16 protein-coding genes and 1 pseudogene are annotated in these 24,376 nt (G+C 74.2%); 7 read left to right on the top strand and 10 right to left on the bottom strand.

Annotated features, from left to right (window positions below; genetic code table 11):
- Window positions 1-237 precede the first annotated feature (237 nt).
- Window positions 238-1,356: pseudogene (locus tag OHV05_RS02670) on the top strand (RNA polymerase sigma factor); the annotation flags it as partial.
- On the opposite strand, the gene OHV05_RS02675 reads toward OHV05_RS02670, so the two are convergent.
- Window positions 1,344-4,520: a BTAD domain-containing putative transcriptional regulator gene (locus tag OHV05_RS02675; protein ID WP_405016126.1), complete on the bottom strand. Its 3,177-nt coding sequence runs from the start codon at window positions 4,518-4,520 to the stop codon at window positions 1,344-1,346. The pseudogene OHV05_RS02670 and the gene OHV05_RS02675 overlap by 13 nt on opposite strands.
- Window positions 4,521-5,075: 555 nt before the next feature.
- Complete coding sequence (locus OHV05_RS02680) at window positions 5,076-6,029, bottom strand: helix-turn-helix transcriptional regulator (protein ID WP_405016127.1); 954 nt, start codon at window positions 6,027-6,029, stop codon at window positions 5,076-5,078.
- Between the two features lie 100 nt (window positions 6,030-6,129).
- Between OHV05_RS02680 and OHV05_RS02685 the strand changes: the two genes are divergently transcribed.
- Complete coding sequence (locus OHV05_RS02685; RefSeq protein WP_405021376.1) at window positions 6,130-6,963, top strand: SDR family oxidoreductase; 834 nt, start codon at window positions 6,130-6,132, stop codon at window positions 6,961-6,963.
- Window positions 6,964-6,978: 15 nt separating this feature from the next.
- Here OHV05_RS02685 and OHV05_RS02690 read toward each other — a convergent pair whose 3' ends face one another.
- Together OHV05_RS02690 and OHV05_RS02695 are read right to left on the bottom strand one after the other, a co-directional pair.
- Window positions 6,979-8,178, bottom strand: coding sequence for an MFS transporter (locus OHV05_RS02690; RefSeq protein WP_405016128.1), 1,200 nt, complete (start codon window positions 8,176-8,178; stop codon window positions 6,979-6,981).
- A 69-nt stretch (window positions 8,179-8,247) separates the two neighbouring features.
- The gene (locus OHV05_RS02695; protein WP_405016129.1) at window positions 8,248-10,137 is read right to left on the bottom strand and encodes an FUSC family protein; all 1,890 of its coding nucleotides are present in this window, start codon (window positions 10,135-10,137) and stop codon (window positions 8,248-8,250) included.
- 219 nt (window positions 10,138-10,356) lie between these two features.
- On the opposite strand from OHV05_RS02695, the gene OHV05_RS02700 reads away from it, so the two are divergent.
- Window positions 10,357-11,295, top strand: coding sequence for an ROK family protein (locus OHV05_RS02700; protein ID WP_405016130.1), 939 nt, complete (start codon window positions 10,357-10,359; stop codon window positions 11,293-11,295).
- 64 nt (window positions 11,296-11,359) lie between these two features.
- The gene (locus OHV05_RS02705) at window positions 11,360-11,845 is read left to right on the top strand and encodes a hypothetical protein (protein WP_405016131.1); all 486 of its coding nucleotides are present in this window, start codon (window positions 11,360-11,362) and stop codon (window positions 11,843-11,845) included.
- 188 nt (window positions 11,846-12,033) lie between these two features.
- On the opposite strand, the gene OHV05_RS02710 is transcribed toward OHV05_RS02705, so the two are convergent.
- Window positions 12,034-12,957 (bottom strand): ketopantoate reductase family protein, encoded by a 924-nt coding sequence (locus OHV05_RS02710; protein ID WP_405016132.1) that lies wholly within the window; start codon window positions 12,955-12,957, stop codon window positions 12,034-12,036.
- A 96-nt stretch (window positions 12,958-13,053) separates the two neighbouring features.
- Here OHV05_RS02710 and OHV05_RS02715 point away from each other — a divergent pair, with 96 nt between their 5' ends.
- From OHV05_RS02715 to OHV05_RS02725, 3 genes are all read left to right on the top strand, one after another.
- Window positions 13,054-13,398, top strand: coding sequence for an ArsR/SmtB family transcription factor (locus OHV05_RS02715; protein WP_405016133.1), 345 nt, complete (start codon window positions 13,054-13,056; stop codon window positions 13,396-13,398).
- Between the two features lie 88 nt (window positions 13,399-13,486).
- Window positions 13,487-16,567, top strand: coding sequence for a SpoIIE family protein phosphatase (locus tag OHV05_RS02720; RefSeq protein WP_405016134.1), 3,081 nt, complete (start codon window positions 13,487-13,489; stop codon window positions 16,565-16,567).
- 31 nt (window positions 16,568-16,598) lie between these two features.
- The gene (locus OHV05_RS02725; RefSeq protein WP_405016135.1) at window positions 16,599-18,653 is read left to right on the top strand and encodes an MMPL family transporter; all 2,055 of its coding nucleotides are present in this window, start codon (window positions 16,599-16,601) and stop codon (window positions 18,651-18,653) included.
- Here the strand turns inward: OHV05_RS02725 and OHV05_RS02730 are convergent, their stop codons facing one another.
- The 5 genes from OHV05_RS02730 to OHV05_RS02750 are packed head-to-tail and all read right to left on the bottom strand — an operon-like array spanning window position 18,654 to window position 24,358.
- Complete coding sequence (locus OHV05_RS02730) at window positions 18,654-19,421, bottom strand: 3-oxoacyl-ACP reductase (RefSeq protein ID WP_405016136.1); 768 nt, start codon at window positions 19,419-19,421, stop codon at window positions 18,654-18,656.
- A 2-nt stretch (window positions 19,422-19,423) separates the two neighbouring features.
- The gene (locus OHV05_RS02735; RefSeq protein WP_405016137.1) at window positions 19,424-20,797 is read right to left on the bottom strand and encodes an aldehyde dehydrogenase family protein; all 1,374 of its coding nucleotides are present in this window, start codon (window positions 20,795-20,797) and stop codon (window positions 19,424-19,426) included.
- Entirely contained in the window at window positions 20,794-21,486 is a 693-nt protein-coding gene (locus OHV05_RS02740; RefSeq protein ID WP_405016138.1) for a gamma-glutamyl-gamma-aminobutyrate hydrolase family protein, read from the bottom strand. Before OHV05_RS02740 ends, OHV05_RS02735 begins: the two co-directional genes overlap by 4 nt.
- Window positions 21,483-22,841: a glutamine synthetase family protein gene (locus OHV05_RS02745; protein ID WP_405016139.1), complete on the bottom strand. Its 1,359-nt coding sequence runs from the start codon at window positions 22,839-22,841 to the stop codon at window positions 21,483-21,485. Before OHV05_RS02745 ends, OHV05_RS02740 begins: the two co-directional genes overlap by 4 nt.
- Window positions 22,838-24,358 carry an amino acid permease gene (locus OHV05_RS02750; RefSeq protein WP_405016140.1) on the bottom strand — a complete coding sequence of 507 codons (1,521 nt, stop codon included), beginning with the start codon at window positions 24,356-24,358 and terminating at the stop codon, window positions 22,838-22,840. Before OHV05_RS02750 ends, OHV05_RS02745 begins: the two co-directional genes overlap by 4 nt.
- Window positions 24,359-24,376: the final 18 nt, after the last annotated feature.

Below are 24,376 nucleotides of genomic sequence, written 5' to 3' on the forward strand. Positions count from 1 at the left end.
CCCTAGCCTCGATGTCACTACGGATCTAACACCCACGCCGGTGCTGCCGGTGTAGTCCATTCGGCCATTGGGCGCAATACCGTGGCCCACGTCACGTAATTCGATCCGTAACGGATCGACCTGCCCCGCGATGAACGGGGAGGTGTTGTCGCGCGGGAACGAGTTCCCGTACCGCGTTGTCCCACTCCCCCTTGTGAGAGGCTCCTCGTGTCGCTCAGCTCGACCAGCAGGGTTTCCGTCGCCGAGAAGAAGCGTCCCGCCAAGCGGGCGGCCAAGGCCGCCGTGGCCGCTCCGCAGCCCGCAGCGTCCACCGAGGACGCCGGCGGCGACTGGGAGGACGACAAGGAGCAGGCCGCCGCCGAGCCCGAGGAGCAGGAGGGCGGTGTCTTCGTCCTGTCCGACCGGGACGACGACGACGCGCCCGCCCAGCAGGTGTCCACGGCCGGTGCCACCGCCGACCCGGTCAAGGACTACCTGAAGCAGATCGGCAAGGTCCCGCTGCTCAACGCCGAGCAGGAGGTCGAGCTCGCGAAGCGGATCGAGGCCGGCCTGTTCGCCGAGGACCGGCTCGACGTCGACGACAGCCTGACCCCGCAGTTCCGCCGCGAGCTGGAGCTGCTGGCCGAGGACGGCCGCCGGGCCAAGAACCACCTGCTGGAGGCCAACCTCCGCCTGGTGGTCTCGCTGGCCAAGCGCTACACCGGCCGCGGCATGCTCTTCCTGGACCTGATCCAGGAGGGCAACGTCGGTCTGATCCGTGCGGTCGAGAAGTTCGACTACACCAAGGGCTTCAAGTTCTCCACGTACGCGACCTGGTGGATCCGGCAGGCGATCACCCGCGCGATGGCCGACCAGGCCCGCACCATCCGGATCCCGGTGCACATGGTCGAGGTCATCAACAAGCTGGCCCGGGTCCAGCGCCAGATGCTCCAGGACCTGGGCCGCGAGCCCACCCCGGAGGAGCTGGGCAGAGAGCTGGACATGACCCCCGAGAAGGTGGTCGAGGTCCAGAAGTACGGCCGCGAGCCGATCTCCCTGCACACCCCGCTCGGCGACGAGGGCGACAGCGAGTTCGGTGACCTGATCGAGGACTCCGAGGCGGTCGTCCCGGCCGACGCGGTCTCCTTCACCCTGCTCCAGGAGCAGCTGCACTCCGTCCTGGACACCCTGGCCGAGCGCGAGGCGGGCGTGGTCTCGATGCGCTTCGGCCTGACGGACGGCCAGCCGAAGACCCTGGACGAGATCGGCAAGGTCTACGGCGTGACCCGCGAGCGGATCCGCCAGATCGAGTCCAAGACCATGTCCAAGCTGCGCCACCCGTCCCGCTCCCAGGTGCTGCGCGACTACCTGGACTGAGCCTCCCCGGCCCGGGCCAGCAGCGCCTCGCTGCGGGCCAGGTCCAGCAGATGGCCGATCCCGCGTTGGAGTCCGGCGGCCTGTTCGGCGAGTACGACCGCGCCGGCCGGGTCGCCCTGGTGCAGCCGGGCGGTGGCGGTCACCAGCAGGGCCCGGGCCTCCAGCGGCCGGTAACCGCCGACCCGGCAGAGCTCGGCCACCTGCCCGGCCAGCCGGGCGGCTTCGGCCGGGCGGTGCTCCAGCAGCTCGACCTCGGCCAGCCCGAGGGTGGCCCGCAGCTCCGGCAGCCGTACGCCGCTGGCCACCGCCAGCCGGAGCGCCCGTCGCAGGTGCAGGGCGGCCAGGTGGCCGTGGCCCGTCGCCAGCCGGTACCCGCCCAGCGCGATCAGCGCGCCGCACTCGGCGAACGGGTCCCCCGTCCGCAGCACCAGTGCGAGCGCCGTACGGGCGTCGCGCAGCGCCTCCTCGGGGCGTCCCGCCGAGAGCGCCACCCCCGACCGTTCGACCAGCGCCGCGGCCTCGCCGTCCAGGTGACCGAGGTCACGGTCGATCAGGTGGGCCGTGGTCAGGTCCCGGTGCGCGGCCTCCAGCTCGCCCCGGCGGTGCCGGAGCACCCCGAGGTTGATCAGCGCGGCGGCCTCGCCGCGCCGGGCCCCGGCAGCCCGGTGGGTCTCCAGTGCCTCGGCGAGGTGGGCCTCGGCCTCGGTCAGCCGGCCCGACAGCAGGTAGCCGGCGCCCAGGTTGTTGTGGTTGATCGCGATGCCGGTCCGCCAGCCGAGCCGCTGGTGCACGGCCAGCGCCGCCGACATGAACTCCACCGCCTGGTCGGCCCGGCCCAGGATCGAGCAGGCCACCCCGATCCGCTCCAGCGCCGAGGCCCGGAACCGCTCCAGCACGGCCGGCCCGTCGGTGGTGCGGTCGGCCACCCGGACGATCCAGCGGTTGTAGCCGACCGCCCGCCGGTAGTCGCCGGTGCAGTGGTGGGCCATCGCCAGGCTGGTGAGCGAGGCGATCACACCGGCCCGGTCGTCCCGGGCCAGTGCGGCGGCCAGCGCCGTCCGGGCCACCGGAAGCCAGTGCGGGTTGCCCCGCCGGGCGGTGTAGTGCGGGCGCAGCGCGTCGGAGAGCAGCCAGGCCATCTCCGGTGCGCCCTGCGCCACCGCCGCGCCCTGCGCCAGCACCACGGCCCCCTCGTACCGGGCGATCCAGGCGGCGGCCGCCCGGGAGTCGGTGAACGGTTCGCCGGGCAGCCGGAGCGCCTCCGGTATCGGCAGCCGGACGAACTGCGGGAACAGCGTCCGGGCGGCCGCGTCGGCCAGGTGCAGGTACAGCGCGTACAGCCGTCGGGAGGCGGCCAGCCGTTCGGCCTCCGGGTCGCCCTCCAGGCCGAGCAGCTGGGCGTAGCGGCGGAGCAGGTCGTGCACCGTCCAGCGGTCGGCGGCCAGCTGGGTGATCAGGTGTGCGTCCAGCAGCCGGCGCAGCAGCGGGGCGGTCCGCTCGGGGGTGGAGCCGATCAGCGCGGCCGCCCCCTGCGGGCCGAACTCCGGGACGGGCAGCAGGCCGAGGCGGCGGAACAGCAGTTGCTGGTCGGGGGTCAGCGCCTGGTACGAGTAGTCGAAGGCGGTCCGGATCGCGGCCTGCTCGTCGCCCAGCACCTCCAGCTCGGCCAGCGCGCTGGCGCCGGACAGGGCGGCGGCCCGCTCCGCCAGCGTCGGGTAGTCGGTGCCGGCCAGTCCGGCGGTGGCGATCCGGATCGCCAGCGGCAGCTGGCCGCAGGTGCGGGCGATCTCGGCGGCGGCCTCCGGTTCGTCGGCGACCCGGTCGGAGCCGACCAGCCGGGCGATCAGGGTGACCGCCTGATCGGGGGTCAGCAGGCCGAGCCGCAGGTCCCGGGCGCCGTCCCGGGCGATCAGGCCGGTGAGCCGCTCCCGGGAGGTGACCAGCACGCAGCTCTGCGGTCCGGCGGGCAGCAGCGGGCGGACCTGCTGGGCGGTGCGGGCGTTGTCGAGCAGCAGCAGCACCCGGCGTTCGGCCAGCACCGAACGGTAGAGCCCGACCGCCTGCTGCTCGTCGGCCGGGATCTGCTCGGGCCGGACGCCCAGGGCGCCGAGCAGTTGGGCCAGCGCCTCGCCCGGCGTCATCGGTTCGCCGGGTCCGTGGCCGCGCAGGTCGAGGTGCAACTGACCGTCCGGGAAGTGGTTCCGGACCTGGTTGGCCCACCAGGTGGTGAGCGCGGTCTTGCCGACGCCCGCCATGCCGGAGACCAGCACCAGCGCGGGCAGACCGTCCGGGAGCAGCGCGTCCAGCTCGGCCAGCTCGCCCCGACGGCCGGTCAGTTCCCGTACCACCGGCGGGAGTTGACGTGGGATCAGCAGCGGCGGCGGGCCCGGCCTGGGCGCGGGTCGGTCACCGGCGGGTCGGTCACCGGTGGGCCGGTCGCCGGCGAGCAGGCGGCGGTGGGCGTCGGCGAGGGCCGCGCCGGGGTCGGAGCCCAGCTCCTCGCGCAGCCTGGCTCTGGTCCGCTCGTAGAGCTCCAGCGCCTCGGCGGACCGGCCGCCCTGCCGCAGGGCCAGCAGCAGGAGCGCCACCAGCGGTTCGGCCAGCGGGTGTTCGGCCACCAGCGCGGAGAGCTCGGCGGCCACCAGGGCGTGCCGGTCCAGCTCGAGTTCGGTCCGGTAGCGGCTGGTCTGGATCTCCAGGAACTCCCTGGTCAGGGTCTCCCGCATCCGGTCCGCCCAGGCACCGGACACGCCCGCCAGCGGATCGGCCCACAACCGGGCCGCCGCGCCGAGGAGTTCGGCCGAGCCGGGCCGGTCGCCGCGCTGCTCGGCCCGCTGGGCGTCGGCGGCCAGCCGGCGCAGCCGGTGCACGTCGATCTGCCCGGGCTCGGCGGTCAGCGTGTAGCCCGCGCCGTCCCGGAGCAGTTCCAGCCCGGGCCAGGGCGCCAGCACCCGGCGCAGCCGGGCCAGGTACGCGTAGAGGGTGCTCCGGGCGGTGGGCGGTGGCTGTTCGTCCCAGACCCGGTCGATCAGGTGGTCCACGCCCACCTGGCGGCCCGGCGTCATCGCGAGCACGGCCAGCACGGCGCTCTGCTTCGCCGTCCCGGCGGGTACGAAACCGTCCGCCGTCTCGACCCCGACCCGACCGAGCAGTCTGACCAGCACGTGCACCCCGTTCTTCGTTCCTGCGGTCCCTCGCGGTGGAGGGCGTCCTGCGTGCGGCCATCCGCCGGGCCGGTCCCGCCCTCCGGAGTGTCCACCCCATCGGGCCGTCCGGCGGGGTGTGCCGTCGACCCGTGCAAGATTCTTGCAATCGGGCCGGGCGAGACTGTCCCCGGCCCCGGAGTTCCGGGGTCCGTCGACCCGGCGGGGCCGGTTGGGCGCGCGCGGGGGCGTGCTGCAGCCGGCGAGTCCGGTCGGGGCGACGAGTGGTAGGAGCAGGTGGTCCGTTGACATGCGGTGGCTCCGCGTGGACAGGTGCCCGCCCGACGCGAGCTCCATACACCCGCGTCGGTGCCCTGTCGCTGTGCCTCGGAGCTCCCGTGTCCGCGGTTCCCGGTCGTGCTCACCGGTGACCGCGGCACGGACCACCTCACCCCGCCGACAGCCGATCGGGCGGCGCTGCACCGCAGACCGATCGGCTGTCCCACAGGCACCGCGCGTGCCGGCACCCCCAGCGCCGGCACGCGCGGTCTCCACCCGCACGGGGCGTCGGTACGCCTACCGGGGCGGCGGCGGGTAGAGCGCGACGAGTTCCGCTCCCAGCCTGGCCAGCTCCTGCCGGGCGGCCGGCGGGTCGAGCACCTCCACCCGGGCGCCGAGACCGGCCAGTTGGGCCGCCACCACCTCCGCCGACGGGCCGTCGATCTCCACCTCCAGCCCGCCGTCGGCCAGGTGACCGACCGTCCGGAGCCGCCCGTCGAACAGCCGGTGCAGCACCGCCGAGGCGTCCGGCGCCGCCCGCACCCGGACGGTGCCGGCGTGCAGCCGCTCCTCCATCCGGGCAGCCAGCCCGCGCCAGGCCACCGCCAGGTCGAACCCGTCCGGCCGGGCGACCGGATCGCCGGTGGCCACCGCCGAGACGACCCGGCTGAGCCGGAACGACCGCAGGCCCTCGGCCGTCTCCGCGACCAGGTAGCCGACCCCCGCCTTGGTGGCCAGGCCGAGCGGGTGGACGATCCGCTCCCCCGCCGCCCGCCCGGGGGTCGCGTAGCCGAGCCGCACCTGCACCCCCGCCACCACCGCCCGCTGGAGCGCGTCCAGGTGCGGTTCGGCCGCCGTGCTGATGGCCCGCGACCAGTCGGTGGGATCGGTGAACCCGGCCCGGGCGGCGGCCTCGGCGGCCGGTCGCAGCGGCGCGGGCAGGGCCCGCACCAGCTTGCGCAGGACGGTCCTGGTCTCCAACGAGGTGGCGGCGGGACCGGCGGTCAGGAAGAGCGAGCGGGTCTCGTCGGCGGTCAGGCCGGTCAGGTTGGTCCGCGCCCCGCCGACCAGTGACCAGCCGCCGTTCCGGCCGCGCTGCGCGTGCACCGGGATGCCGGCCATCGCCAGCGCCTCCAGGTCCCGCCGGGCGGTGCGCTCGGACACCTCCAGCTCGGCGGCGACCTGGGCCACCGTCACCTGCCCGCGCTCCTGGAGGAACAGCAGGGCGGCCACCAGGCGATCGGCTCTCATCGGACCTCCGGTAAATGTGGCCAGAAGGTGGCTACTTTACCGTCCAGAGTGGAGTCATCGCCGCGAACGAGCGCGGCACACCGAACAGTTGGAGCTGACCATGATCGTGGTGACCGGAGCGACCGGGAACGTCGGACGTCCGCTGGTGCAGGCCCTGGCCGAGGCCGGGGCCCGGGTGACCGCCGTCTCCCGGACGGCGGCCGAACTGCCGCCGGGCGTGCCGCACCTGACGGCCGACCTGGCCGACCCGGCGAGCCTGCGGGCCGCCCTCACCGGTGCCGACGCGCTGTTCCTGCTGATCGCGGGCTCCGGTCTGGAGCTCGACCCGGAGGCCCTGCTGGGCGCCGCGAAGGCGGCCGGGGTCGGCCGGGTGGTGCTGCAGTCCTCGCAGGTCGTCGGCACCCGGCCCGGCTTCCCCTCGCACGCCGGGCTGCACGCCTTCGAGCAGGCCGTCCAGCGGTCGGGGCTGGACTGGACGGTGCTGCGGCCCGGCGGCTTCGCCTCGAACGCCCTGCTGTGGGCCGAACCGGTCCGGGCGCACCGGACGGTGGCCGCCCCGTTCGGCGACGTCGGCCTGCCGGTGGTGGACCCGGCCGACATCGCCGAGGTGGCGGCCGCCGTGCTGCTCGGCGACGGGCACGCCGGGCGGACGTACGAACTCACCGGCCCCGCCGCGGTCTCGCCGCGCGAGCAGGCCGCGGCGATCGGTGCCGCGCTGGGCGAGCCGGTCCGCTTCCTGGCGCAGAGCGCCGCCGAGGCCCGGGCCCAGCTGCTGCACTTCCTGCCCGAGCCGGTGGTGGACGGCACGCTGGACATCCTGGGCCGGCCGACGCCCGCCGAACAGCGGATCGGCCCGGACGTCGAGCGGGTGCTCGGCCGGGCCGCCCGGCCGTTCGCCGACTGGGCGCAACGTAATGCGGCGGCCTTCCGCTGAGTCGCCGCGGCCCGGTCAGGCGACGGGCTGGGGCACCGCTCCGGCGCTCGCCTCGACCGGGGCGGCCTGCGCACCGGGCCGGTCCAGGGCCCAGGAGACGGCGGCGATCAGGAAGCCGATCGCCGCCAGCACGGCCCCGACCAGGGCCGGTGAGACCCAGCCGAGCCCGGCGCTCAGCGCGAGGCCGCCGAAGAACGCCCCCTGCGCGTTGGCCAGGTTGAACGCGCCCTGGACGGTGGCCGAGGCCAGCGTCGGGGCGCGCCGGGCCTTCTGCAGCACCAGGGTCTGCACGGTCGGCACCGTCGCGAAGCCGAACAGCCCGATCAGCACCACGGTGATCGCCGCCGACCACTCCGTCCGGGCGGTGACCGAGAACGCCGCCAGCGCCAGTGCCATCAGCAGGAAGGCCGCGCAGATGGCGGGCCGCAGCGCGCGGTCGGCGGCGTACCCGCCGATCACGTTGCCGAGCGTCATGCCGACACCGAACAGCGCGAGCACCACGGTGACCGAGCCCTCCGAGAAGCCCGCCACCTCGGTCAGGATCGGGGTGATGTAGCTGTAGCAGGCGAACAGCCCGGCGCAGCCGAACACCACCGTGCCGAGGGCGAGCCAGAGTTGGCCGCTGCGGAAGGTGGAGAGCTCGCGGCGCAGCCCGGCGCCGGGATGGCTCGGCAGGGTCGGCACCAGCCGGGCGATGGCGAAGGTGCCGAGCGCGCCGATGCCGACCACCACCAGCATCGCGGCCCGCCAGCCGAGCTGCTGGCCGAGCAGGGTGGCCACCGGCACCCCGACGATGTTGGCCACCGTCAGACCGGAGAACATCACCGAGACCGCGCGGGCCCGCAGGTGGGGCGCGACCAGTTCGGCGGCGGCCACCGCACCGGCGCCGAAGAACGCACCGTGCGGCAGCCCGGCCACCAGCCGGGCGGCGGCGAGCAGCGCGAAGTTCGGCGCCACCGCGCAGAGCAGGTTGCCGACGGTGAACAGCGCGGCCAGCCCGATCAGCACGCCCTTGCGGGGCAGCCGGGCACAGGCTCCGGTGAGCAGCGGGGCACCGATCACCACCCCGATCGCGTACGTCGAGATCAGCCAGCCGGCCTGCGGGATGGACACCTCCAGGTCACCGGCGATCTGCGGCAGCAGGCCCATCGCGGCGAACTCGGTGGTGCCGATCGCGAAGGCGGTGACGGCGAGGGCGACGAGCGCCAGCGGCATGAGGGTTCAACTCCAGGACAGGGGTGGGGGGCGGTCGCCGCTGACCGCCGTACGAGGGATCCAGGCAGTCTAGCGAGCACCGGTGAACGCCCGGATCCGGTGCAGTTCGTCCACGATGTCGCTCAGCGTGCGACAGTCCGCCGGGGCGGTGGCCGGGGTGCGGGTGGGTGGGGTCAGGCCGTCGAGGGTGTCGGCCAGGGCGGTCAGTTCGGTGCTGATCAAGGCGGCGGTCGGGACGGTCGGGACCGGGCGGCCGTGGTCGAGGCGGACGGCGCAGGCGGTGGTGGCATCGACGATCCGTTCGGCCCCGGTGGTGACGGGCAGCCAGTTCCGGTCGGCGTGCAGTTCGGCGGCGCCGGTCTCGGCGGCGGCCCTGGCCTCGGCCAGCGCCCGGTAGGCGGTGCGGCGCAGGGCGGCCCGTTCGGGTCCCTCGGGGGCGCCGGACAGGACGTGGTCCAGGTAGTGCCGGGCGTGCCGCAGCGCGACCGCGAACCGGTGGCCGACGCTGGTACGGGTCGAGGCCAGCCGGGGCAGGTGGCCGATCACCAGGACGATCGCGCAGGCCAGCGCGGTGTCGGCGAGCCTGGTGCCGGACGCCCTGGTGTCCCCGCCGAGCGAGACGAAGGACAGCGCGGTGACGGTGATCACCGCCGTCTGGGCGGCGAAATGCCGGGCCGCCAGCGGGATCAGCGCCCCGGCCACCGTGACGGCGACCGGTTCCGCCCCGGCGGTCGGCAGCACGGCGAACAGCAGCACCCCGAGCGCGGTGCCGACGAACCGGTTGACCACCCGGGAGAACAGCGGCCCGACGTCGGGCTTGACCAGGAACGCCGCGGTGACCGGCAGCCAGTACCAGTGGTCGGCGCTCAGCAGCAGCGCGGCGGCGGTGCTGGCGCCGACGCAGACCGCGACCCGCAGCCCGTTCTCCCGTCCGGCCGGTCCGAGCGGCCGGGAGCCCGGGCGGCTGCGCGGCGGTACGACGGCCGGGCCGCCCGGGTCGGCGAACGCGAGGGTGGCGTCCAGGACGGCGCGGTCGAAGGCGCTCCGGGCGGCGGTGTCCGGGACCGGCGCGGCCAGCGCGCCCGGTGCCGTGCCCGCCCGGACGGCGACGGCCAGCCGGCGCGGGCCCTCGGCCACCCGGGGCGACAGCGCGGTGCCCTCCCAGAGCAGTGCGACGCTCGCCTCGCAGAGCGCGGCGGCCGCGGCGAACCGTCCGAGCAGCCGCCGGTGCTCCGCCTCCCGCCCGGCCAGGACCGCCCACCCGCGCGGCGCGGCGGCCGCCGGCGGGACCTCCCGGAGCCGCCGGCCGCCGGGCCCCCATCGCCGCAGCGCCTCGTCGGCCTGGTCGAGCGCCCGGGTCAGCCTGCGCCGGGCGGCCTCCGCCCCCGGGGTGCCCACCGCGTCCAGCGCGTCGGCCAAGGCGTCGAAGACGGCGGCCACCGCGTGCCGCTCGCCGTCCCCGCCGGCGCCGTCGGACGGGCTGACGGTCAGTCGGAGCAGCAGCGGCCAGAGCGCCCCGGCCAGGAAGCACAGCGCGGTGACCCACGGCGGCGCCGCGAGCGGCATGCCCGCGCCGACCGCCGTCAGCACCAGCAGCTGGACGGCGGCGGCCGCGCAGACCGGCCCCGCCACGCTGACCGCACCCGATACCAGCCCGACCAGGGTGAGCAGCGGCAGCGCCCACCAGCCGGGCAGCAGGCCGCCGAAGAAGCCGACCGCCCCGGCCAGGGCCGGGACCGCGATCCGGACGGTGGCCACCCGGCGGGTGCCCGGGCGGTCGTTGAGCGTGGCGAACATCGCGCCCAGCCCCGCCGCGACCGCCGCCGACCGGTGCCCGGTGGCCAGGCCGACGGCCAGCGCCGGGCCCATCCCGAGCCCGCCCCGGAGCAGCGCGGGCCAGGGGACGGGGCCCCGCTGCCAGCGGAACGGGTGGGCGAGCCAGGCCGGCGGCTGGGGCACGGTCCTCCTCCTCGTAGGAAGGTCCGACATGCGCGTCGGACCGGTAACTGCCGGGCTGGCCGGAACGGCCCTCGGTCGATGCCGGCAGCCTACGAGCGCCAGTTGTCGGTCCCGCTGCGTCGCCGTTACGGGAACGTGACCGTTCGTCCCCGCCGGGCCGGGTGCCAGAATGGCCAACCGGCGCGCCGTACCCGATCGCGTGCCGGGAGGAGAACCACCGTGTCGGACGCCCTGCTCGCCGCCCTGGACATCGGCGGGACCAAGATCGCGGCAGCGTTGGTCTCCCCCGACGGCTCGGTGCTGGCCAGGACCCGGCGGCCCACCCCGGCGGCCCGGGACGCCGAGGCGGTGCTCGCGGCGGCCGCCGAGGCGCTGGCCGAGCTCGCCGAGTCGGCGCACTGGCCGCAGGTGGCCGCGCTGGGCATCGGCAGCGCGGGCCCGGTGGACATCGCCCGGGGCACCGTCAGCCCGGTCAACATCCCCGGCTGGCGCGGGTTCCCGATCGTCGAACGGGTCGCCGAGCTCCCCGCCGTCAAGGGCCTGCCGGTGACGCTCGCCGGTGACGGCATCGCGATCGCGGCGGCCGAGCACCGCTACGGCGCGGCGCGGCCGTACCGGAACGCGCTCTGCCTGGTGGTCTCCACCGGTGTCGGCGGCGGGCTGGTGCTGGACAACGAACTGCACACCGGCACCACCGGCAACGCGGGGCACATCGGCCACATCTCGGTGGCCTTCGACGGCGAGTCCTGCCCCTGCGGCGGCCGGGGCTGCCTGGAGCGCTACGCCAGCGGCACCGCGATCGCCCGCCGCGCACTGGCCACCGGCTGGCGCCCGCCCGCCGACGACGCGTCGGCGGTGGCGGTCGCCGCCTCGGCCCGGGCCGGCGACCCGGTCGCGCTGGCCGCCTTCGACCGGGCCGCCCGCGCCCTGGCCGCCGGCATCGCCGCCACCGCCACCCTGGTGGAGCTGGACGCCGTGGTGGTCGGCGGCGGCGTCGCGGAGACCGGCGACCTGCTGTTCACCCCGCTCCGCACCCACCTCACCACCTACGCCGCCCTCCCGTTCGCCGCCTCCGTCCGGCTCCACCGGGCCCGGCTCGGCACCGACGCCGGTCTGGTCGGCGCGGCGGCGGTGGCTGCGGCGGCACTGACGCGCTGACCGCCCTCCCTGTGATCAACTACGCCTGGCAGGGCTCTGCGAGAAGACCGCCTGGCCCGCCGCCGTGGTCGAACAGGGCGGCCGGACCAGCGGGTTCCTCATACGCGCCGCCCCCGACCGCTTCCGCTTCGACCTCCGGAGCCTGAGCAGCGGTGCCACCGGCTGGCGAACCCGAAGTTCCTGCTCAACGGCGAACCTGGAGTTCCTGCTCAACGACGACGCGTACGTGGCCGGGATCGGACTGACCGTCAGCGAACGGGACTGCCTGCTGCTGGCCGACCTGGCCGGCACGCTGGGGCGCCTGCACCGGATCGGCGCCACGGTCGGCGACCTCTCGCCGAAGAACCTGCTGTTCAGCTCCGACGACCGGCCCGGGTGCTTCCCGATCGACTGCGACGCCATGCTGCTGCGCGGCGCCTCCGTCCTGCCGCAGGCCGAGACCCCGGACCGGCAGCTGCCGGCGAACGAGGAGAAGGCCACTCCGGCCGCCGCTCCCGGGGGCCCGGCCGCGACCGCCGCCACCCCGCCCCGTCCGGGAAGCCCCCCGTAGGGCAGGAGCAACACGTTCTTCTCCAGGGTCAGCAGTTGCTCCGCCGCCAACATCGTCGTCAACGGGCGCACCGGCGAGTACAACGCCGGCTCGTTCTGCGGGAACTACAACTGGTCGACCTACCGGGTCCCGGACTACCCCCCACCTCGACTACACGGTCTGCTTCCGGTGGAAGTGAGCACCGGGGCTCAGCCGCCCTGCACCGCCCGCTGCTGGTGCACCCGCAGGTGCAGCGTGGCCAGGTCCAACAGCGGCGTCGCGACCCGCAGTTCGCGCGCCCGGGCCACCAGGTCGCCGAGCAGCTGCTCGACCTCCGCCGGGCGGCCCGCCACCACGTCGCGGTACATCGAGGAGACCAGCGGCGACCCGCTCTGCGTCACCATGTCCTCGATCAGGGCGAGTTCGGCCACCGGCACCGGGTGCCCGGCGGCCGCTGCCACGGCCGCCGTCTCGGCCAGCACCCCGGCGGCGAAGCCGGTGCCGCCCGGGACGGCGTTGATCTCGCCGACCGTGCCGCGCAGCAGACAGGTGACCGCACCGACGGTGCTGATGAAGACCCACTTGTGCCACATCGCACCGACGATGTCGGCCGAGGCGCTGCCGTCGATCCCGGCGCTCCGCAGCACTCCCGCGATCTCCTCCGCCCGCTCCGCCGGCCCGTCCTGCGCGCCGACGGTCAGCACGGCCGGCGGCGCCAACCGGACGATGTCACCGTCCTCGTTCAGGGTGGTGACCACCTTGGCGACGCCGCCCAGCACCGCCGCGCTGCCGAACCGGGCGTTCAGCACCTCCAGGTGCGCCATGCCGTTGAGTACGGGCACCAGCACCGTGCCCGGGCCGATCGCCGGGACGACATCCTCGATGCTCCGCTCCAGTGCGGTGGCCTTCACCGTCAGCAGCACCACGTCGTAGGGCGAATCGAGTTCGTCGGCGGTGACCAGCCGAGGAACGACCACCTCTTCCGCCTCGGGGCCGACGATCCGCAGACCGCGCTTCCGGAGCACCTCGGCCCGGCCCGGGCGGACCAGGAAGGTGACGTCCTGTCCGGCCTGGGCCAGCCGGGCGCCGAAGTAGCCACCGGTCGCTCCGGCGCCGACGATCAGAATCTTCATCAGGAGGTGGAACCTTTCCCGGCTCGTAGTGTTCGACGGAAAGCGAACACCCGGAGTGTATGATCTTCATCGAACACCGGGCAAGAGGAGATCGGCATGTCGGACCGGACGGCGAGCAGCGGCCACCGCCCCGCCCCGGTCCACCGGGCCCCGGACCAGGTCCCCGTCGAGGCCGCCCTGTCCGCCCTGGCCGACCCGGTCCGCATCCAGCTGGTCCGCGAGCTGGCGGGCGCTCCCGACTGGACCAGGAGCTGCGGCAGCTTCGACGTCCCGGTCGGCAAGGCCGCCCTCAGTCACCACTTCACCGTGCTGCGCGCGGCCGGCCTGGTCGAGCAGCGCGACCAGGGCGCCAAGCGGATCAACCGGCTGCGCCGCGCCGAGTTCGACGCCCGCTTCCCCGGCCTGCTGGCCCTGGTGCTGCGCCCTGAGCACCCCGCCTGACCAGGCCACCCGTACTCCCCGGCGGGCCCCCGGACCGCGTGGGACGATGGCAGGACCGAAGTCCGACCTCCGGGCGGTGGTCCGATACATGCGAACCGACGAGCCGGGCCCCGATCCCCTCCCGTCCGACCTCACGGACGGTGAGCCGGATCAGGGCGGCCTGCTGATGGTCCCGATCGCCACGGCGCTGATCGCGGCCGACGGCCGCATCCTGCACTGGAGCGCGGACGCCCAGAGCCTGCTCGGCTACTCACCGGACGAAGCGGTCGGCGCCAAGGCCGCCCAGCTGCTGGTCACCGAGGCGCAGCGCCCCGAGGTGCAGGCGCTGTTCCGGGGCATCCTGGAGGGCCGGGCCTGGTCCGGCATCTTCCCGGTGCTGCACCGCAACGGCCACCACGTGAACCTGGAGTTCCGTACCCACCCCGTGCTCGGCCCGGAGGGGCGCCCGCTGGTGCTCGCGGTCGCCTCGGACGTGACGGCGGTGCACCGGCTGCGGGCCGACCTGGCAGTGCTGGACGGCTTCTTCACCCAGTCCCCGGTCGGCATGGCGGTGTACGACCCCGAGCTGCGCTTCGTCCGGCTGAACGAGGCGCTGGCCCGCACCAACGGCCTGCCGGTCGACGCCCAGCTCGGCCGCCGGGTCACCGAGGTGCTGCCGGGCATCAACGGCACCGAGATCGAGGCGGTGATGCGGCGGGTGCTGGAGACCGGCGAGGCGGTGATCGACGCCCGCTCGCACGGCCGCACCCCCGGCGACCCGGGCCACGACCGCGCCTGGTCCGCCTCCTACTTCCGGCTGGAGCGTCCCGACGGCGGGGTGCTCGGGGTGAGCTCCACCATCGTGGACGTCACCGCGCGGTACCGGGCCGAGTCCGAGGCGGCCCGGTACCAGCAGCGGCTGGCGCTGCTCAACGAGGCCAGCACCCGGATCGGCACCACCCTCGACCTGGCCCGCACCGCCCAGGAGTTGGCCGAGGTGGCCGCCCCCGGCCTGGCCGACACGGTGGTGGTGGAGGTGCTGGAGTCGCTGGCCAGGGGCGAGTCCTCCGCGCCGCCCAGCCCGGCGGACCGCTCGGCGGTGCTGCGCCGGATGGCCTTCCACACCGTGCCGGGCTCGGCGATGACCCCGCTCGCGCCGGTGGACAGCGTGCACCGCTACCCGCCGTCGGCGCCGTACGCCTGGGCGCTGGCGCACCGGCGCCCGGTGCTGCTGCCGGCCGTCGAGGGTTCGGCGATGCACTGGTTCAGCGACACCCCGCAGCTGACCGAGCGGATGCGCGCCGAGGGCGTCCGCTCCCTGATGGTGGTGCCGCTGATCGCGCGCGGGGCCGCGGTCGGGGTGGCCGCGTTCTACCGGAACCTGACGGAGCGTCGCTACGACGCGGAGGACCTGGCGCTGGCCGGCGAGCTGGCCGCCCGGGCCGCGGTCGCGGTCGACAACGCGCTGCTCTACACCCGCGAGCGGGACGCGGCCCGGCAGCGGCAGCAGGCGCTGGAGGAGGCGCACGCCGCCCAGCAGCGGCTGCTGTTGCTGAACGAGGCCAGCACCCGGATCGGCACCACCCTCGATCTGCACCGCACCGCCCAGGAGTTGGTGGAGGTGGTGCTCCCCCGGTTCGCCGACTTCGTCACCGTCGACCTGCTGGAGTCGGTGCTGGAAGGCGAGGAGCCGGCCCCGCCGCCGGACGACGGGCCCGCGATGCTGCGCGCGGTCGCGGTGGGCGAGGTGCAGGGCTCGGTGGTGATGGCCGGCGCGGCCGACCCGGTCGGCGAGGCGAGCAAGTCCGCGCAGCTGTACGCGGAGAGCCTGCGCACCCGGCGGTCGATCCTGGTGACCCAGGTGGACGAGGCCGCGCTGCACCGGATCGTCGCCGCGCCCGACCGGGTCGCCCCGAGCCTGGCGGCCGGCGTGCACTCGTACCTGATGGTGCCGCTGCTGGCCCGCGGGGTGGTGCTGGGCGGTGCCGAGTTCATCCGGACCGGCACCACCCCGGAGCCGTTCACCGAGGACGACGTGGCGCTGGCCGAGGAGTTGGCGGCCCGGGCGGCGGTCTGCATGGACAACGCCCGGCTGTACCGGCGGGAGCGGGAGACCGCGCTCACCCTGCAGCGCAGCCTGCTGCCGCAGGAGGTGCACCGGACGCTCGGGCTCGAACTGGCCCACCGCTACCTGCCGAGCAGCGCGATCAGCGAGGTCGGCGGCGACTGGTTCGACGTGGTGCCGCTCTCCGGCGGCCGGGTCGCCCTGATCGTCGGAGACGTGATGGGCCACGGTATCCGGGCGGCCGCCACGATGGGCCAACTCCGCACCGTGGCACGGACCCTGGCCACCCTGGAGCTGGAACCCTCCCGGGTGCTGCGGCGCCTGGACGAGGCCGCCGCCGCCCTCGGCGAGGGCCAGTTCGCCACCTGCGTCTGCGTCCTGTACGACCCGCTGGACCGCTCCTGCACCGCCGCCTCGGCCGGCCACCTGCCACCGGTGATCGCCACCCCGGACGGCACCGCCGAACTGCTCGAACTCCCCTCCGGCGCACCGCTGGGCGTCGGCGGCGTGCCGTTCGAGAGCCGGTCCTTCACGCTCCCCGAGGACGGCATCCTGGTGCTCTACACCGACGGCCTGGTGGAGCGGCGCGGACGCGACCTGGACGCCGGCCTGGACCTGCTGCGCCGGACGGTGGCCGACCGGCGGCCCACCCTGGAGGAGACCTGCGACGCCGTGCTGACCGCACTGGACGCCCCCGCCGGACAGGACGACGTGGCCGTGCTGATGGCCCAGGTCCGCCCGCTCGGCGCGGACCGGTTCGCCGTGCTGCCGCTGGCCGAGGACCACGCGATGGTCGGCCACGCCCGCCGCTTCGTCCGCCGCACCCTCACCGACTGGGGCCTGCCCGCCCTGGTCGACCCGGCCGAACTGCTCACCAGCGAGCTGATCACCAACGCCCTGGTGCACGCCGGCTCACCGGTCGAACTGCGCATCCTCCGCGACCACCTGCTCACCATCGAGGTGGCCGACGTGGACAGCCGCCCGCCCCGGCTCCGGCACGCCCGCGAGGCGGACGAGGGCGGCCGGGGGATGTACCTGGTCAACGAGCTGGCCCACCGCTGGGGCAGCCGGGCCACCGACGAAGGCAAGGTCGTCTGGTACGAGCTGGAACCGCCACCCGGCTGACGACCCGTCCGATCCCGATCCGGAGGACCCGATGTCCATCCGCAGACTGACCGCCCTGCCGTGCGGACGGCGCGGCAAGTGGGTCGTGCTGGTGATCTGGCTGGCCCTGCTGGTGCTGACCGGCCCGCTGGCCGCCGAACTCGCCGACGCCGAGGACAACCAGGCGTCCAGCTGGCTGCCCGGCGCCGCCGAGTCCACCCAGGTCCTGGTCACCCAGCGCGCCTTCCAACCGGTCGACACCGCCCAGGCCGTGGTGGTCTACCAGCGGCCCGGCGGTCTGACCCCCGCCGACCGGGCGGCGGCCGCCCGCGACGCGACGGCCTTCGCCGACGCCCCGCACGTCCGGGGCCCGGTGATCGGCCCGGTCACCTCCGCCGACGGCCGGGCGATGCAGACCGTCGTCCCGGTGGACATCGGCACCGGCGGCTGGCAGGACCTGCAGCCCGCCGTGGACAGCCTGCGGGCCACCGCCGCCGCCGACAGCCAGGGCATGACCACCCACGTCACCGGCCCGGCCGGGATCGGCGCCGACCAGGCGGCCGCGTTCGCCGGGATCGACGGCACCCTGCTGCTGGCCACCGTGAGCGTGGTGATCGTCCTGCTGCTGTTCACCTACCGCAGTCCGATCCTGTGGCTGCTGCCGCTGCTGGCGGCCGGGGCCGCCCTGACGGTCTCCCAGGCCGTGATCTACCTGCTGGCGAAACACACCGGACTGACCGTCAACGCGCAGAGCGCCGGCATCCTGATCGTGCTGGTGCTCGGCGCCGGGACGGACTACGCCCTGCTGCTGACCGCCCGCTACCGCGAGGAGCTGCGCCGGCACCGGGACCGGCACGAGGCGATGGCCTTCGCCCTGCACCGCGCCGGGCCGGCCGTCGGCGCCAGCTCGGCCACCGTGGTCGCCTCGATGCTCTGCCTGCTGGTCGCCGAGATGAACTCCACCCGGGGCCTCGGCCCGGTCTGCGCCATCGGCGTGCTGGTCGCCCTGCTGGCCATGGTCACCCTGCTGCCCGCGCTGCTGGTGCTGCTCGGCCGCTGGGTGTTCTGGCCGGTCCGTCCGGCGTACGGCACCCCGGAGCCGACCGCGCACGGCCGGTGGGCCCGGGTCGGCGGCGCGATCGCCCGCCGGCCGCGCCGGATCTGGGTGGGCACCGGGCTGGCGCTGGCCGCCTGCTGCCTCGGCCTGTTCGCGCTGAACGCCAACGGGCTGAGCCAGGCCGGGAGTTTCACCGGCACCCCGGACTCGGTCACCGGCCAGCAGGTGCTGAACCAGCACTTCCCCGGCGGCACCGGCGCCCCGCTCACCGTGGTCGGCGCCGCCGACCGGGCCGGCCAGGTCAGGGCCGTCACGGTCGGCACCCCCGGCATCTCGGCCGCCACCGAACCGACGGTCCGTCAGGGCACCGCGCTGTTCTACGCCACCCTGACCGACCCGCCGGACAGCCAGGCCGCCAAGGACACCGTCGACCGGCTGCGCACCGCCGTGCACGCCGTCCCGGACGCCGATGCGCAGGTGGGCGGCAGCACCGCCGTGATCCTGGACGCCGGGCGGGCCGCCGCGCACGACAACCGGGTGGTGATCCCGCTGGTGCTGGGCGTGGTGCTGGTGATCCTGGCCGGACTGCTGCGCGCGGTGACCGCGCCGCTGGTGCTGATCGCCACCGTGGTGCTCAGCTACGCGGCGGCGCTCGGGCTGAGCGCGCTGGCCTTCGGGCACCTCTTCCACTTCGAGGGCTCGGACCAGTCGTTCCCGCTGTTCGTCTTCGTCTTCCTGGTCGCGCTGGGCATCGACTACAACATCTTCCTGATGACCCGGGTCCGCGAGGAGGCCCTGCACCGGGGCACCAAGGCGGGCGCGGTGGCCGGCCTGGCCGCGACCGGCGGGGTGATCACCTCCGCCGGCCTGATCCTGGCCGCCACCTTCGCCGTCCTCGGCACCCTCCCGGTCGTCGGGCTGGCGGAGATCGGCTTCGCGGTCGCCCTGGGCGTCCTGCTGGACACCCTGGTGGTCCGCTCCGTCCTGGTCACGGCCCTGACCATGGACCTCCGCCACCGGATGTGGTGGCCGTCGAGACTGCCCGACTGACTACTCCGGGGTGACGTACGCCCCCGAGATGCCGCCGTCCACCAGGAAGGTGTTCGCCGTCATGAACGACGAGTCGTCACTGGCCAGGAAGGCGACCGCGGCGGCGATCTCGGACGGCTCCGCGAACCGCCCCAGCGGGATGTGCACCAGCCGGCGGGCCGCCCGCTCCGGGTCCTTGGCGAACAGCTCCTGGAGCAGCGGCGTGTTCACCGGCCCCGGGCAGAGCGCGTTGATCCGGATGCCCTCCCGGGCGAACTGCACGCCCAGCTCGCGGGACATCGCCAGTACCCCGCCTTTGGAGGCGGAGTAGGAGATCTGCGAGGTGGCCGCGCCCATCACCGCGACGAACGAGGCGGTGTTGATGATCGAGCCCTTGCCCTGCCGCTGCATGTGCGGGATGGCGTACTTGCAGCACAGGTACACGCTGGTCAGGTTGACCTCCTGGACCCGCTTCCAGGCGTCCAGACCGGTGGTCAGGATCGAGTCGTCCTCCGGCGGCGAGATGCCCGCGTTGTTGAAGGCGATGTCCAGGCTGCCGTAGTGGTCCACGGCCTGCTGGTACATCGCGATCACCGCCGCCTCGTCGGTCACGTCGGCCTGGATGAACAGGCCGCCGACCTCGTTGGCGGCCTTCTCGCCGCTCTCCGGGTCGAGGTCGACGCAGACCACCTTCGCCCCCTCGGCGGCGAACCGCTTCGCGGTGGCCAGGCCGATCCCGCTGCCTGCTCCGGTGATGACGGCCACCCGGCCGTCCAGACGCTTGGTCATGGCTACAGCTCCTCCGTTGCGATGAAGACGTTCTTGGTCTCGGTGAAGGCGTTGAGGGCGTCGGGGCCCAGCTCCCGGCCGAGGCCGGACTGCTTGAAGCCGCCGAACGGGGTCGAGTAGCGCACCGAGGAGTGCGAGTTGACCGAGAGGTTGCCCGCCTCGACACCGCGCGCGACCCGCAGCGCGCGGCCGATGTCCCTGGTCCAGATCGATCCTGACAGGCCGTACTCGGTGGCGTTGGCGATCCGCAGCGCGTCCGCCTCGTCCCGGAACGGGACCACGCTGACCACCGGGCCGAAGATCTCCTCGGTGAACGCCCGGTCGTCCGTCCGACCCGGCGTCAGCACGGTCGGCGGGAACCAGAAACCCGGCCCGTCCGGGCAACTGCCGGTGAACGCGGGCTCGTTGACGTACGAGGCGACCCGGGCCCGGTGGGCGGCCGAGATCAGCGGGCCCATCTCGGTCTTCTCGTCCGTCGGGTCACCGACCCGGACCGCCCGGACGGCGGTCTCGAACGCGGCCAGGAACTCGTCCAGCACGCTCGCCTGGACCAGGATCCGGGACCGGGCACAGCAGTCCTGCCCGGCGTTGTCGAAGACCGCGCCCGGGGCGGAGGCCGCCGCCTTGGCCAGGTCCGCGTCGGCGAACACGATGTTGGCGCTCTTGCCGCCGAGTTCGAGGGTGACCTGCTTGACCTGGTCGGCGCAGCCGGCCGCCACCGCCTTGCCGACGGCGGTGGAGCCGGTGAAGACCACCTTGCGGACGGCCGGGTGGGTGACGAACCGCTGCCCCACCACCGGGCCGCGCCCGGGCAGCACCTGGAACACGTCCTCGGGGATGCCCGCCTGCCGGGCGAGTTCGGCCAGCCGCAGGGCGGTCAGCGGGGTGAGCTCGGCGGGCTTGAGCACCACCGTGTTCCCGGCCGCCAGCGCGGGGGCGAAGCCCCAGGCGGCGATCGGCATCGGGAAGTTCCACGGCACGATGATGCCGACCACGCCGAGCGGTTCCTGGAAGGTCAGGTCCACGCCGCCGGCCACCGGGATCTGCCGGCCGAACAGCCGCTCGGGGGCGGCGGCGTAGTACTCGATCACGTCCCGGGCGTTGCCCGCCTCCCAGCGGGCGTTGCCCACGGTGTGGCCCGCGTTGGCGATCTCCAGCTGCGCCAGGTGCTCCCGGTCGGCGTCCACGGCGGCGGCGAAGGCCCGCAGCAGCCGGGCCCGGTCGGCCGGGGCGACCCGGCGCCAGCCGTCGAAGGCGGCCGCGGCCCGGGCGATGGCCGCGTCGGTGTCGGCGAGCGAGGTCATCGGGACGGTGGCGATCACCTCCTCGGTGGCCGGGTTGACCACCTCGAAGACGTCGGGCTCGGCACTGCTCACTGGGTGCTCTCCTTGATCAGGGCCTGGAACAGGCGCGGGTCGGAAGGGTCGGTCTCGGGATGCCACTGGACGCCCAGCACGAAGCGCTCACCCGGCAGTTCGACCGCCTCGACCGTGTCGTCGGCGGCCCGGCCGGTGACCACCAGGCCCTCGCCCGGACGGCCGACGGCCTGGTGGTGGTAGCAGCGCACCTTGGCCTGGCCGCCCAGGATCACGGCCAGCCGGCTGCCCGGTGAGGTCGTGACCTCCTGCCACTGGAAGGTGGCCGGGGCGACCTGGTGGTCCGGCGGGTCGAGGTGCTGGACCAGATCCCCGCCGAGCGCCACGTTCAGCAGTTGCATGCCCCGGCAGACGCCCAGCAGCGGCAGTCCGCCGTCCAGCGCGGCCCGCGCGAGTGCGAACTCCCAGCCGTCCCTGGCCGGTTGCGGCGCACTGGTGCGCGGGTGCGGCTCGGCGCCGTACGAAGCCGGGTCGAGGTCGGGGCCGCCGGCCAGCACCAGCCCGTCCAGCCTGGCCAGCACCCGGGCAGCGCCCGCCGGGTCCTGCGGCGGCAGCAGGACGGGCAGGCCGCCGGCCCGTTCGACGGCCTCGACGTAGCTCTGCGGGATCAGCGCGGCGGGCTGCCGCCAGACCCCCCAGGCGGCCTCGTCCCGGTAGCTGCTGACGCCGATCAGCGGACGCCCCGTCACAGCCGCTCGAATCCGCGGCGCCGCTCCCAGTCGGTCACCGCCGCGTCGTAGGCGGTGAGTTCGACCCGGCCGGCGTGCGCGTAGTGCCGGACCACGTCCTTGCCGAAGGCCAGCCCGGCGGCCTCGCTGGCCTCGAAGGCGGCCACCGCGTCGCGCAGCGTGCCGGGCACCCGGGGCGCGTCCGAGGCGTACGCGTTACCGGTGAACTCGGGCTCCAGCGCGAGCTGGTGCTCGACCCCGTGCAGCCCGGCGGCGATCAGCGCGGCCAGCGCCAGGTACGGGTTGACGTCCCCACCGGGCACCCGGTTCTCGAACCGCAGCGAGGCGCCGTGGCCGACCACCCGCAGCGCACAGGTCCGGTTGTCCCGGCCCCAGGCGATCGCGGTGGGCGCGAAACTGCCCGGCACGTACCGCTTGTAGGAGTTCACGGTCGGCGCCAGCAGCAGCGAGAACTCGGCCAGACAGGCCAGCTGCCCGGCCAGGAAGTGCTCCATGGCGCGGGAGAAGCCGCCAGGACCGTCACCGGCGAACACCGCCCGGCCCTGCTCGTCGCGCAGGCTCAGGTGGACGTGGCAGGAGTTGCCCTCGCGCTCGTTGTACTTCGCCATGAAGGTCAGGCTGCAGCCCTCCTGGTCGGCGATCTCCTTGGCGCCGGTCTTGTAGACCGCGTGGTCGTCGCAGGTGGCCAGCGCGGGGCCGTACTTGAAGGCGATCTCGTGCTGCCCGAGGTTGCACTCACCCTTCGCGGACTCGACGGTCAGCCCGGCACCGGTCATCTCGTTGCGCAGCCGGCGCAGCAGCGGCTCGATCCTGGAGGTGCCCAGGATCGAGTAGTCCACGTTGTACTGGTTGACCGGGGTGAGGCCGAAGTAGTCCTTCTGCCAAGCCTGTTCGTAGCTGTCCTTGAAGACGATGAACTCCAGCTCGGTGCCCGCGTACGCCTGCCAGCCGTACCCGGCCAGCCGTTCCAGCTGACGCCGCAGCACCTGCCGGGGCGAGACCGCGACCGGGGTGCCGTCGTGCTGGAGCACGTCGCACTGGACCATCGCGGTGGCCGGGTGCCAGGGCACCATCCGCAGCGTGTCGAAGTCCGGCTTCAGCACGAAGTCGCCGTAGCCGGTCTCCCAGGAGGAGACCTCGTAGCCGTCCACGGTGTTCATGTCGATGTCCACGGCCAGCAGGTAGCCGCAGCCCTCGGCGGCGTTCTCCACCACCTCGTCCAGGAAGTGTCCGGCCGCGATCCGTTTGCCCTGGAGCCGGCCCTGCATGTCGGTCAGGGCGAGCACCACGGTGTCCACGGCGCCGCTCGCGATCAGCTCGCGCAACCGGTCGAGGGTGAGGCGGGGGCTGCTCATCGCTTCTCCAATACGGTGATCGGCTCGTCCTCGGCGGTGACCTTCGGCCCGGTGAACCAGTGCCGGGCGGACGCCAGCCACCAGACCCCGGCGAAGCCGAGCACGGCCGCCACCGCGACGGGGGTGTAGTTGAAGCTGACGGCGTTCACGGGACTGACGGTGGGCAGCATGAACAGCACCGTGATCAGCGCCGTCCAGCCGACCGCCACGCTACCGACCAGCTTGCTCCAGCGGCCCAGATGCCACGGGCCGCGCTCGAAGGCGTCACCCTGACGGAGTCTCAGGAACACCGGGACGACGTAGGCGATGTACAGCCCGATCACCGAGACCGAGGTGACGGCGGCGTACGCGGTGGCGTTCCACAGGTACTGCGCGCCGAGCAGGAACGCCCCGCCGGTGGCCAGCCAGACGGCGGCGGTCGGGGTCTGGGTGCGCGGGTTGATCCGGTGCCAGATCCGCGAGCCCGGCAGTGCGCCGTCCCGGGAGAAGGCGTAGATCATCCGGGAGTTGGCGGTGACCGAGGCCATCCCGCAGAAGAACTGGGCGCCGATCACGATCAGCAGCAGCAGCTTGGCACCGCCCACCCCGATCGCGTCGATGAAGATCTGCGCGGGCGGCACGCCGGTCGAACTGCCGAGCGCCCCGTCGTAGTCGGTGATCGCGAAGGTCAGCCCGAGCAGCAGCACCCAGCCGGCCACCAGCGAGACCAGCACCGAGTTGACGATGCCCTTGGGTCCGGAGCGGGCCGCGTCCCTGGTCTCCTCGGTCATGTGCGCCGAGGCGTCGTAGCCGGTCAGCGTGTACTGGGCGAGCAGCAGGCCGAGCATGGCGACGTAGAAGCTGCTGTGGAAGCCGGTGTTGTTCACGAACTTCGTGAACACGAAGGAGGCGGAGGCGTGTTCGGCGGGCAGCAGGACCAGCGCGCCGACGATCACCGCGACCCCGATCAGGTGCCACCAGACGCTGACCGTGTTGAACAGCGCGACCAGCCGGACGCCCCGGGTGTTCAGCAGCCCGTGCAGCGCCAGGATCACCGCGAAGAGCAGCACGGTGTGGGCGGGGGTGGCGGTGTAGCCCCACTGGAGTTCGAGGAAGGCGTTGGTGAAGAAGGCGGCGCCGAAGTCGACCCCGGCGGTGACCGCGACCTGGCCCATGAAGTTGAAATATCCGGTGAACCAGCTGGCCGCCGGACCGTTGCGTCGGGCCAGCTTGGCGGCCCAGTAGTAGAGCCCGCCGGCGGTCGGGTAGCTGGAACAGATCTCGGCCATCGCGAGGGCGACGCACAGGGTCATCAGGCCGACCAGTGGCCAGCCCCAGGTGATCATGGCCGGGCCGCCGGTGTTCAGGCCGAAGCCGTAGAGGGTGAGGCAGCCGGAGAGGATGGAGACGATCGAGAACGAGACCGCGAAGTTGGCGAAGCCCGACATCGAACGGGCGAGCTCCTGGGTGTAGCCGAGTTCACGGAGCCGGTGTTCGTCGTCACCGACGGTGTCGCTGAGTGTGTGCTCGGAAGGCATGCGCACCCCTTGGGGGTT

It is taken from the genome of Kitasatospora sp. NBC_00070 (genome assembly GCF_045041205.1).
Classification (GTDB): Bacteria; Actinomycetota; Actinomycetes; order Streptomycetales; family Streptomycetaceae; genus Kitasatospora.

What these genes read in the sequence shown, in the direction of transcription:
- OHV05_RS02725 (WP_405016135.1), top strand. Translation starts at nt 16,599, where the DNA reads ATGTCCATCCGCAGACTGACCGCCCTGCCGTGCGGACGGCGCGGCAAG.
- OHV05_RS02745 (WP_405016139.1), bottom strand. Translation starts at nt 22,841, where the DNA reads ATGAGCAGCCCCCGCCTCACCCTCGACCGGTTGCGCGAGCTGATCGCG.
- OHV05_RS02710 (WP_405016132.1), bottom strand. Translation starts at nt 12,957, where the DNA reads ATGAAGATTCTGATCGTCGGCGCCGGAGCGACCGGTGGCTACTTCGGC.
- OHV05_RS02680 (WP_405016127.1), bottom strand. Translation starts at nt 6,029, where the DNA reads ATGAGAGCCGATCGCCTGGTGGCCGCCCTGCTGTTCCTCCAGGAGCGC.
- OHV05_RS02715 (WP_405016133.1), top strand. Translation starts at nt 13,054, where the DNA reads ATGTCGGACCGGACGGCGAGCAGCGGCCACCGCCCCGCCCCGGTCCAC.
- OHV05_RS02685 (WP_405021376.1), top strand. Translation starts at nt 6,130, where the DNA reads ATGATCGTGGTGACCGGAGCGACCGGGAACGTCGGACGTCCGCTGGTG.
- OHV05_RS02730 (WP_405016136.1), bottom strand. Translation starts at nt 19,421, where the DNA reads ATGACCAAGCGTCTGGACGGCCGGGTGGCCGTCATCACCGGAGCAGGC.
- OHV05_RS02750 (WP_405016140.1), bottom strand. Translation starts at nt 24,358, where the DNA reads ATGCCTTCCGAGCACACACTCAGCGACACCGTCGGTGACGACGAACAC.
- OHV05_RS02720 (WP_405016134.1), top strand. Translation starts at nt 13,487, where the DNA reads ATGCGAACCGACGAGCCGGGCCCCGATCCCCTCCCGTCCGACCTCACG.
- OHV05_RS02690 (WP_405016128.1), bottom strand. Translation starts at nt 8,178, where the DNA reads ATGCCGCTGGCGCTCGTCGCCCTCGCCGTCACCGCCTTCGCGATCGGC.